The organism is Brevibacterium rongguiense (assembly GCF_009857845.1).
GTDB lineage: Bacteria > Actinomycetota > Actinomycetes > Actinomycetales > Brevibacteriaceae > Brevibacterium > Brevibacterium rongguiense.
The window spans coordinates 1-9627 of sequence record NZ_WWEQ01000082.1 but is presented as its reverse complement, the minus strand read 5'-3'; the positions used below and the strand labels follow the sequence as shown (position 1 = coordinate 9627).

8 protein-coding genes are annotated in these 9627 nt (G+C 73.1%); 4 read left to right on the top strand and 4 right to left on the bottom strand.

The features are described from left to right. A partial coding sequence (locus GSY69_RS12885; RefSeq protein ID WP_160954246.1) for an AAA family ATPase occupies positions 1 to 892 on the bottom strand: 892 nt, incomplete at its 3' end. Further along, positions 889 to 2034 (bottom strand): exonuclease SbcCD subunit D, encoded by a 1146-nt coding sequence (locus tag GSY69_RS12880; protein ID WP_160954245.1) that lies wholly within the window; start codon positions 2032 to 2034, stop codon positions 889 to 891. The genes GSY69_RS12885 and GSY69_RS12880, both read right to left, overlap by 4 nt. A gap of 153 nt (positions 2035 to 2187) precedes the next feature. On the opposite strand from GSY69_RS12880, the gene GSY69_RS12875 reads away from it, so the two are divergent. The 3 genes from GSY69_RS12875 to GSY69_RS12865 all read left to right on the top strand — a co-directional run bounded on the left by GSY69_RS12875 (position 2188) and on the right by GSY69_RS12865 (position 6998). Then, on the top strand, positions 2188 to 5589 hold the full coding sequence (locus tag GSY69_RS12875; protein ID WP_160954244.1) for a pyruvate carboxylase: 3402 nt from the start codon (positions 2188 to 2190) through the stop codon (positions 5587 to 5589). Beyond that, entirely contained in the window at positions 5582 to 6073 is a 492-nt protein-coding gene (locus GSY69_RS12870) for a peptide deformylase (protein ID WP_160954243.1), read from the top strand. Before GSY69_RS12875 ends, GSY69_RS12870 begins: the two co-directional genes overlap by 8 nt. Before the next feature lie 64 nt (positions 6074 to 6137). Next, a complete protein-coding gene (locus tag GSY69_RS12865; protein WP_160954242.1) occupies positions 6138 to 6998 on the top strand; it encodes a 3-hydroxybutyryl-CoA dehydrogenase in 861 nt (286 codons plus the stop codon). Between the two features lie 186 nt (positions 6999 to 7184). On the opposite strand, the gene GSY69_RS12860 is transcribed toward GSY69_RS12865, so the two are convergent. Together GSY69_RS12860 and GSY69_RS12855 are read right to left on the bottom strand one after the other, a co-directional pair. Further along, on the bottom strand, positions 7185 to 7955 hold the full coding sequence (locus tag GSY69_RS12860; protein ID WP_160954241.1) for a L,D-transpeptidase family protein: 771 nt from the start codon (positions 7953 to 7955) through the stop codon (positions 7185 to 7187). 120 nt (positions 7956 to 8075) lie between these two features. Beyond that, positions 8076 to 9335: an aminotransferase class I/II-fold pyridoxal phosphate-dependent enzyme gene (locus GSY69_RS12855; RefSeq protein ID WP_160954240.1), complete on the bottom strand. Its 1260-nt coding sequence runs from the start codon at positions 9333 to 9335 to the stop codon at positions 8076 to 8078. Positions 9336 to 9407: 72 nt separating this feature from the next. Between GSY69_RS12855 and GSY69_RS12850 the strand changes: the two genes are divergently transcribed. Continuing rightward, the coding region (locus GSY69_RS12850) for a hypothetical protein (RefSeq protein ID WP_160954239.1) at positions 9408 to 9627 on the top strand (220 nt) is incomplete at its 3' end.

Here is a 9627-nt window from a genome sequence, read left to right as displayed (position 1 = left end):
GGCCCGCCCGGTCGACCCGCTCGCGCAGGCGCAGCCGCTCGGCGATGGCCTCGGCCCCGGCCCGGGCCGCGTCCTCGTCCGCCGCGGCGAGTCGCGCGCTGGCCTGGGCCGTCTCATCGTCTTCGCGGGCGACGGTGAGCGCGACGCTGAGCGCGGCGTCGACGGCTGCGGCGCTCGGATTCTCGGGCGCCCGCTCGCCCATGTCCGGCGGAACCGGGCCGGCGGCGGCCGCGAGCTCCGCGGCCTGGGCGATGAGGCGCAGGCGCTCCTGGGAGACGTTGTCGATCCGGCCGCGCGCGCGGGTGGCGGCGGCTCCGAGCTCCCGGGCCGCGGTGGCGAAGCGCTCCGTGCCGAAGAGCCGCTCGAGAATGGGCTCGCGCTCCTGCGGGTCGGCACGCAGGAAGGCCGCGAAATCGCCCTGCGGGAGCATGATGATCTTCGTGAACTGCTCGGCGCTCAGCCCCACGGCGTCGTAGACGATGTCGGAGACCTCGGCCATGGTGCGCGCGCGCCCCGCCCACTGCTCGTCTTCGCAGACCCACAGCTGCGCCGAGGCGCGCTGGAGCGTGGTCCCGCCGCCGCGCTTGGCGGGCCGCTCGTAGGCGGGGGAGCGCTCCACCCGGTACCGGCGGCCGCGGGCGGAGAACTCGACCGTGACCGCGGTGCGCGCCGCGGGGTCCGCGAACTGGGAGCGCAGGGCCTGCGCGTCGTTGCGGGCACCCGGCACACGGCCGTAGAGGCCGAAGCAGATCGCGTCGAGCAGAGTGGTCTTGCCCGCCCCGGTCGGCCCGGCGATGAGGAAGACGCCGTCCGCGCTGAGGGCGTCGAGGTCGAGTGCGACTCGGTCGGGGAACGGCCCGAAGGCCTCGAGCTCGAGGGCGTGGATCCTCATGCGTCCTCCCTCAGCGCCGCGTCCAGGGCGGCGGCGAAGCGGCGCTGCTCCCCGGGGCTGGGGGAGCGCTGGGCCACGGTGCGCACGAAGTCGTCGAAGACCTCGGCGTCGGTGGGCACCGCCGCGGCCCCGGGCGCGGGCTCGGCCGGGGCCTGCGGGGCGGCCAGCCGCACCCAGTCGAACCGGACGAGCCGGGGAAAGGCGGCCCGCAGGCGCGCCAGCGCACCGGGGACCCGGGCCTCGTCCGTGAGCTCGGCGGAGACGAGCGCGTCCGCGCACTCATCGGCCTGGGCGATCACCTCCGCGAGCGTGCCGCGCACGGTCGCGACGGACTCGAAGGGGGGCAGCGGCAGGGCCGATTCCCGCACGCGCCGATCCCGCTGTCCGGGCGCTTCTGCGACGTCGAGGAGGACGTACTCCTTGCCCGTCTGCGCCTCGCCGAACGACAGGGGCACGGGCGAGCCCGCGTAGCGCACGCCCGGGGCGACCGACTGCGGCCGGTGCAGGTGGCCGAGGGCTGCGTAGTCGGTGCCCGCGAACACGCTCGCCGCGGCCGCGCCGACCCCGCCGATCTCGATGGGCCGCTCCGATTCGCTGGCCACCGCGCCCGCCACGAACGCGTGCGCGGCCACCAGCAGGGCCGCGTCGGGGTGGTGCCGGGCGCGGTGCTCCCGGATCCGGTCCATGGCGGCCGCGAGCACCGCGGTGTGCGTGCGCGCCGTGCCGAAGCGCTCGCAGACGAGCCCGGGCTCCAGGTAGGGGATCCCGTAGGCGGCGATCGCGCCGTCTGCCAGCACCACTGGCCGCTCGATGTCGCTCAGGCGGGTGCGCAGGTGCAGCCCGGCGGCGTCCAGCTGGCGGCGCCCGACGCCCAGGCGCATGAAGGAGTCGTGGTTGCCGCTCGTGACGATGAGCTGGGCGCCCGCGGCGAGCAGGCGCGTGACAGTGGCGTCGTAGAGCTCCATGGCGTCGTGGCCGGGGACCGCGCGGTCGTAGACATCGCCCGCGACGATGACGGCGCCGATGCCCTCGCGCTCGACGGTGGCGACAAGGTGATCGGCGAACCGGCGCTGGGCCGGCAGGAGGTCCGCGCCGTAGAACGACCGGCCCAGATGCCAGTCCGAGGTGTGGAGGATCCGCATCCCGCCAGCGTAGTGGGCGGCACGGACGCGGGCCCGCGCTCAGGCCCCGGCGCCCCCGGGCGGACCGGCGGGGGCCCCTGGGTAGAGTAGGCCCCGACAACGGACCCGCAGCGCCCGCCACCCTGGGGCGCCGGAGTGAAATGAGCAACGCAGATGTTCTCGAAAGTCCTCGTGGCCAACCGCGGCGAGATCGCCGTGCGGGCCTTCCGCGCAGCCTATGAGCTGGGCGCCGCGACCGTCGCCGTGTTCCCCTATGAAGACCGCAACTCCGAGCACCGGCTCAAGGCCGACGAGGCCTACCTCATCGGCGAGGAGGGCCACCCGGTGCGCGCCTACCTCAGCGTCGACGAGATGATCCGGGTGGCGCGCGAGTCCGGGGCCGATGCGATCTACCCCGGCTACGGCTTCCTGTCCGAGAACCCGGAGCTCGCCCGCGCCTGCGCGGCCAACGGCATCACCTTCATCGGCCCCGCCGCCGATGTCCTGCAGATGGCCGGCAACAAGGTCGACGCGCTCGACGCCGCCCGCCGCGCGGACATCCCCACGCTGGCCTCGACCCGGCCCTCGGCGGACATCGACGCGCTGCTCGCCGAGGCCGAGGACATGGAGTACCCGCTGTTCGTCAAGGCCGTCGCCGGCGGCGGCGGCCGCGGCATGCGCCGCGTCGGCGGCCGCGATGAGCTCGTCGACGCGCTCAAGGCGGCGATGCGCGAGGCCGAGGGCGCGTTCGGCGACCCCACCGTCTTCGTCGAGCAGGCCGTCCAGCGGCCCCGCCACATCGAGGTGCAGATCCTCGCGGACAACGACTCGAACGCGATCCACCTCTTCGAGCGCGACTGCTCGATCCAGCGCCGCCACCAGAAGGTCGTCGAGATCGCCCCGGCGCCCAACCTCGACCCCGCCATCGCCGAGGCCCTGCGCGCCGATGCCCTGAAGTTCGCCCGGGCGCTGGGCTACCAGAATGCCGGGACGGTGGAGTTCCTCCTCGAGACGGACGGCCCGCGGGCCGGCAAGCACGCGTTCATCGAGATGAACCCGCGCATCCAGGTCGAGCACACCGTGACAGAAGAGATCACCGACGTCGACCTCGTCCAGTCGCAGATGCGCATCGCGGCCGGTGAGTCGCTCGCGGACCTGGGCCTGAGCCAGGACTCCGTGGCGATCAAGGGCGCCGCGCTGCAGTGCCGCATCACCACGGAGGATCCGGCCAACTCGTTCCGCCCGGACACGGGGCAGATCACCGCGTACCGCTCCGCGGGCGGCGCGGGCGTGCGCCTGGACGGCGGCACGGTCTACGCCGGTGCCGAGGTCAGCGCCCACTTCGACTCCATGCTCGTCAAGTGCACGTGCCGCGGGCGCGACTTCGCCCAGGCCGTCAGCCGCGCCCGCCGCGCCCTGGCGGAGTTCCGCATCCGGGGCGTGTCGACGAACATCGGCTTCCTGCGCGCCGTCCTCGACGATCCCGCCTTCGCCGCGGGCGACCTGGCCACGAACTTCATCGAGGAGCGGCCCGAGCTGCTCGAGGCCCGCGTGGGCGCCGACCGCGGCTCCAAGCTGCTCGACTACCTCGCCGACGTCACCGTCAACCGGCCCAACGGCGACTCGCCCGTGGATCTCCACCCGTCCGCGAAGCTGCCGGAGCTCGATGCGGATGCCCCGCTGCAGGCCGGCAGCCGCCAGCACCTGCTCGACGCGGGCCCCGAGCGCTGGGCCGAGGCGCTGCGAGCCGAGACCGCCCTGCGGGTGACGGACACGACCTTCCGCGACGCCCACCAGTCGCTGCTCGCCACGCGCGTGCGCAGCCGGGACCTGCTCGCCGTGGCCCCGGCCGTGGCCCGCCTGACGCCCCAGCTGCTTAGCGTGGAGTGCTGGGGCGGGGCCACCTACGACGTCGCGCTGCGCTTCCTCGCCGAGGATCCGTGGGACCGGCTGGGCAAGCTGCGCGAGGCGATGCCCAACCTCAACCTGCAGATGCTGCTGCGCGGGCGCAACACCGTGGGCTACACCCCGTACCCGGAGAAGGTCGCGCACGCGTTCGTTGCCGAGGCGGCGGCCACGGGCGTCGACATCTTCCGCATCTTCGACGCGCTCAACGACGTCGAGCAGATGCGCCCGGCCATCGAGGCGGTGCGCGAGACGAACAGCGCGGTCGCCGAGGTCGCGCTGTGCTACACCTCCGACCTCCTCGACCCGCGCGAGGAGACGTACACGCTCGACTACTACCTGGCGCTGGCGGAGAGGATCGTCAAGGCCGGCGCCCACGTGCTGGCGATCAAGGACATGGCCGGGCTGCTGCGCCCGGCCGCGGCCGGGCGGCTGGTGTCCGCGCTGCGGGAGAACTTCGACCTGCCGGTCCACGTGCACACCCACGACACCGCCGGCGGTCAGCTCGCCACCCTCCTCGCCGCCTCGCAGGCCGGCGCCGATGCCGTGGACGCGGCGAGCGCCGCGATGGCCGGGACGACGAGCCAGCCCTCCCTGTCCGCGCTCGTCGCCGCGCTCGAGCACACCGAGCGCGACACGGGGCTCTCACTGGCCGCCGTCGAGGACCTCGAGCCGTACTGGGAGGCGGTCCGCAAGGTCTACCGGCCCTTCGAGTCCGGCCTGCCGGGGCCCACGGGCCGCGTCTACCGCCACGAGATCCCCGGCGGCCAGCTGTCGAACCTGCGCCAGCAGGCGGTCGCGCTGGGGCTGGGGGAGAAGTTCGAGGAGATCGAGGCGATGTACGAGGCCGCGGATCGGATCCTCGGCCACCTCGTCAAGGTCACCCCGTCCTCGAAGGTCGTGGGCGACCTCGCCCTGCACCTCGTGGCCGTGGGCGCCGACCCCGCGGAGTTCGAGGCCAAGCCGCAGAGCTTCGACATCCCGGACTCCGTCATCGGCTTCCTCTCCGGCGACCTGGGCGATCCGCCCGCAGGCTGGCCGGAGCCCTTCCGCTCGAAGGCGCTCGAGGGCCGCACCCACCGCGCCCCGGCCGAGGACCTCAGCGATGCGGACTCCGCGCTCCTCGATGAGCCCGGCCGCTCCCGCCAGGAGACCCTCAACCGCCTGCTGTTCCCGGCTCCCACGAAGGAGTACGCGCAGATGCGGGAGAACTACGGCGACCTCTCGGTGCTCGAGACGACGGACTTCCTCTACGGCCTCCAGGACGGCACCGAGCACGTGGTGACGATCGACCGCGGCAAGTCGCTGCTCGTGGGAGTCCAGGCGATCTCCGAGCCGGACGAGCGCGGCATGCGCACCGTCATGTGCACGCTCAACGGCCAGCTGCGCCCGCTGAGCGTGCGCGACCGCTCCGTCTCCGTCGACGTCGCGACCGCCGAGCGGGCCGATCCGAACAACCCCGGCCACGTCGCCAGCCCGTTCGCCGGCGTGGTGACCCTGCAGGTCGCCGAGGGCGATGCCGTCAAGGCCGGCCAGACGGTGGCGACGATCGAGGCGATGAAGATGGAGGCCTCCATCACGAGCCACATCGACGGGACGGTCTCCCGCGCGGCGATCGGCAGCGTCCAGCAGCTCGAGGGCGGGGACCTGGTCGTGGTCATCGATGGCTGAGCGCGAGATCCGCCTCTTCGGCGATCCCGTGCTCCGCGAGGCCTGTGCGTCGCTCACCGCCTTCGATGCGGCCACCGCCCAACTGGCCGCCGACCTCATCGAGACCGCCCTGCCGGAGGGCAGGGCCGCCGTCGCCGCCCCGCAGATCGGGGTGGCGCTGCGCGCCTTCGGCTACGACCTCGACGGCCGGCGCGGCGCGGTGTTCAACCCCGTGGTCGTCGAGACGGGGGGCGAGCGCGTCGACATCGACGAGGGCTGCCTGTCCGTGCCGGGCCTGTGGTTCCCGACCCCGCGCTGGTCGTACGCGCGGGTGACCGGCCTCGACGAGTTCGGCGAGCCCGTCGAGCTCGAGGGCGAGGCGGTCTTCGCCCAGATGCTCCAGCACGAGACGGACCACCTCGACGGCACCGTCTACGTGCAGACACTGCCGGGCCAGCGGCGGCGCGAGGCCATGCGCCAGATCCGCCAGTCCAGCTGGTTCTGACCACCCCACCCACTCCCGCGGGCGGCGCCAGAGCCGCCCCGCAGCAGCGAAAGGAACCGCAACCATGGCAATCGAACGCGCAGGCGTCATCGGCTCGGGCCTCATGGGCTCCGGCATCGCCGAGGTGCTGGCCCGCAGCGGCCTCGACGTCGTCGTCCGCGACATCAGCGACGAGGCGGTGGCCGCCGGCCGCGCCCGCATCGAGAAGTCCTTCGACAAGGGGGTCAGCCGCGGCAAGATGACCGAGGATGAGCGCTCGGCTGCCCTCGGGCGCATGGCGTTCACGACGGACATGGCCGCGATGGCCGACCGTCAGCTCGTCATCGAGGCGGCCAGCGAGAACGAGGAGATCAAGAAGTCGATCTTCGCCGAGCTCGACTCGATCGTGGAGGACGAGTCGGCGATCCTCGCCTCGAACACCTCGTCCATGCCGATCATCCGGTTCGCCCAGGCCACCTCGCGGCCCTCGCGCGTGCTGGGCATCCACTTCTTCAACCCGGCCCCGGTGCAGCCGCTCGTCGAGCTCGTCACCTCGGTGCTCACCGCGCCCGAGGTGGTCGACGAGGTCGAGGCATTCGTCTCCGGCGTCCTGGGCAAGGAGCCGATCAGGGCCGACGACCGCCCGGGCTTCGTGGTCAACGCGCTTCTCATCCCGTTCCTGTTCTCCGCGATCCGGATGTACGAGGCGGGCCACGCGACAAAGGAGGACATCGACACCGGCATGGTCAAGGGCTGCGCGCACCCGATGGGTCCGCTGCGCCTGGCCGACATGGTGGGCCTCGACACGTGCTTCTACGTGGGCCAGAGCATGTACGCCGAGACGGGCGACCCGGCCGCCAAGCCGCCGCTCATCCTCTCGCGCATGGTCGACGCCGGGATGCTCGGCACGAAGAGCGGCCGCGGCTTCTACGAGTACGGCGGCTGAGCACCCGGCCCCGGGGACGCAGACGGCGAGGCGCCCGCAGGTTCATCCTGCGGGCGCCTCGCCCTTTGCGTCCTTCGTGGTCTGCGCGCGGTGCCGTCCGTGTCCCTCGCGCTCTGCGCGCAGCCCGGCGCGGTGCCCGCAGCCCGGCTCAGCCGGGTCGAGGCGCCCGGGCCGAGCGACGTCGCCTCAGTAGAGCCAGATCTTCGTCTTCAGCGGCATCCGGCCCTTGCCCCACAGCCAGTTCATGGCCGGGTTGGACACGCGCACGCAGCCGTGGGAGGCCGCGTAGTTCGGCACATCGAAGTACTCGCCGTGCACCGCGTAGCCGCCCTTGAAGTACTTGGGGCGGTAGAGGTAGCCCAGCCGGGAGTGGCGCACGCCGTTGATCTGGCGGATGAAGCGGTAGTGGCCGCTGGGGGTGCGCCAGCCCGCGCGGCCGGTGGAGGTGTTGAACGTCTTGACGACCCTGCCGTTCTTCACGAGCATGAGCAGCTGGCGCTTCTTGTTGACCTCGACGACATAGCCCTTCTTGGACTTGGCGTGCGGGCGCACCCCGCGGTCGAGTGCCTTCCACGTCGCGGCGTTGACGTTGCCGGAGCGCTTGATCCCCGCGGCCTTCTGGATCGCCCAGATGGCCTGGCGGGTGCTGGGGCCGTACTTGCCGTCCGCCTTCGGGAGGAAGTAGCCGAGTGCGAGCAGGCGCTTCTGGGCCGCCTTGACGTGGGCGCCCTTCGAGCCGGACTTCACGGTCTTGTGCTTGGCCGAGGAGTGCTTGGCGGGCGACTTCGCCTTCTTGGGCGTGGTCTTCTTGCTCCCATGGCCCGAGCCGGAGCCCAGCCCCGCGCGGTGGGAGTCAGCGGAGGTCAGCGAGCCCTGCGGCGCGGCCTGGGCGGGGACGGTGGAGAACGCGGTCGCGAGGGCGACGGCCGCGGCGACGGCGACAAGTGAACGCTTCATGCCCCCAAATCTAGACGGGCCGGCGCGCCGACTCGTCCGAAAACGGTCACGTTTCGGTGACGAATTCGCAATGACTTCATGACGCCGGTCTCAGCGCGGCAGGGGGCCCTGCCGGCGGGCTCAGGAGGCCGCCGCGGCCTCGAGCTCGGCCAGCCGCACGCACGCGACGAGTCCCTCGGCCGCGGCGCGGACATCATCGAGCGAGGGCATCGTCGGCGCGATCCGGATGTAGGCGTCCTCGGGGTCGAGGCCGTAGGGGTGGGTGGCCCCGGCCGGCGTGAGCTTGACCCCGGCCTCGGAGGCGAGCTTGACGACTCTGTCCGCGGTGCCCGGCGCCACGCGCAGCGTGATGAAGTACCCGCCGTGGGGGCGCGTCCAGCTCGCGGCGCTGCCCTCGGAGAGCCCGTCGGCGAGCGCGCGCTCGACCGCGGCGAACTTGGGCTCGATGAGCGCGGCCTGGCGCTCCATGTGGGCCCTCACCGCCTCGGGATCGCCGAAGAAGCGCAGGTGGCGCAGCTGGTTGAGCTTGTCCGGGCCGATGGATCCCGCCGCGGTGTGCTCGAGGAACCAGTCGACGTTGGCGGGGGAGGAGGCGAAGAACGCGACGCCGGAGCCGGCGAACGTGATCTTCGAAGTCGACGCGAACTCCCACACCCGGTCCGGGCGGCCGGCCTCGGCAGCCAGGCCCAGCGCGTCGAGCGGCTGGGCGTGGGGCTCGCGCAGGTGGTGCAGGCCGTAGGCGTTGTCCCACAGGATCGTGAAGTCCGGCGCAGCGGTCTCGAGGGCCAGCAGATCGCGGGCCCGCCGCTCGCTCATGCTCACCCCAGTGGGGTTGGAGTACAGCGGCACGGTCCACATGGCCTTGACAGCGGGGTCCGCGACGGCCTGTCGCACCGCCTCGAGGTCCGGGCCCTCGTCGTCCATCGGGATGGAGATGAGCTCGAAGCCCAGGGCCTCGGCGAGCCCGAAGTGCCGGTCGTAGCCGGGGACCGGGCACAGCATGGCGCGGCGCCCCTCGACCCAGGGCGCACCGCCGGCGGGCGTGCCGAAGAGCAGCGCGAACGTGAGCGCATCGCGCATGAGGGTGAGGGAGGAATTGCCCTGGGCGAGCAGCTGGTCGGCCGGCACGCCCAGCAGCGGGGCGAACAGCTCGCGCAGCTCCCGCAGCCCCTCGGCACCGCCGTAGTTGCGCGCGTCCACGCCGGAGGGGGAGTGGACATCGTCGCCGGTGACGGCCGTGAGCAGTTCCGCGGAGAGGTCGAGCTGCTCGGGCGCCGGCTTGCCGCGGGTGATGTCGAGGTCGAGTCCGCGCTGGGCGAATTCCTCGTAGGCGTCGTGGGCGGCCCGGAGGGCGGCCTGCGGATCCTGCGCTGCGGTCATAGTCGGCTCCATCGTGACTCGGCGGGGCCTGGCCGGCCCCGGTCCTGGTGCGCACGCTCTATCCTATGCACCATGCCATCCCCCCGCCGAGGCGCCCCGCGGCCCCGCCGCCTCTCGCGCCTCGGGGTCCGCGCCGGGCTGGTCGCGGCGCTCATCGCAGCGGCGCTGCTCTTCGTTCCGAACCTCCTGGGCCTGGGCACGGTGACGGGCTTCGCGCAGCTCGCGGCGCTGCGCGCGGCCACCGTGCTGGCCGCGCTGCTCGCGGCCGCGGGCGCCACCGCGCTGGGCGCGG

Coding starts and splice junctions, on each gene's coding strand:
- GSY69_RS12880 (WP_160954245.1), bottom strand. CDS start 2,034: ATGCGGATCCTCCACACCTCGGACTGGCATCTGGGCCGGTCGTTCTAC.
- GSY69_RS12875 (WP_160954244.1), top strand. CDS start 2,188: ATGTTCTCGAAAGTCCTCGTGGCCAACCGCGGCGAGATCGCCGTGCGG.
- GSY69_RS12870 (WP_160954243.1), top strand. CDS start 5,582: ATGGCTGAGCGCGAGATCCGCCTCTTCGGCGATCCCGTGCTCCGCGAG.
- GSY69_RS12865 (WP_160954242.1), top strand. CDS start 6,138: ATGGCAATCGAACGCGCAGGCGTCATCGGCTCGGGCCTCATGGGCTCC.
- GSY69_RS12860 (WP_160954241.1), bottom strand. CDS start 7,955: ATGAAGCGTTCACTTGTCGCCGTCGCCGCGGCCGTCGCCCTCGCGACC.
- GSY69_RS12855 (WP_160954240.1), bottom strand. CDS start 9,335: ATGACCGCAGCGCAGGATCCGCAGGCCGCCCTCCGGGCCGCCCACGAC.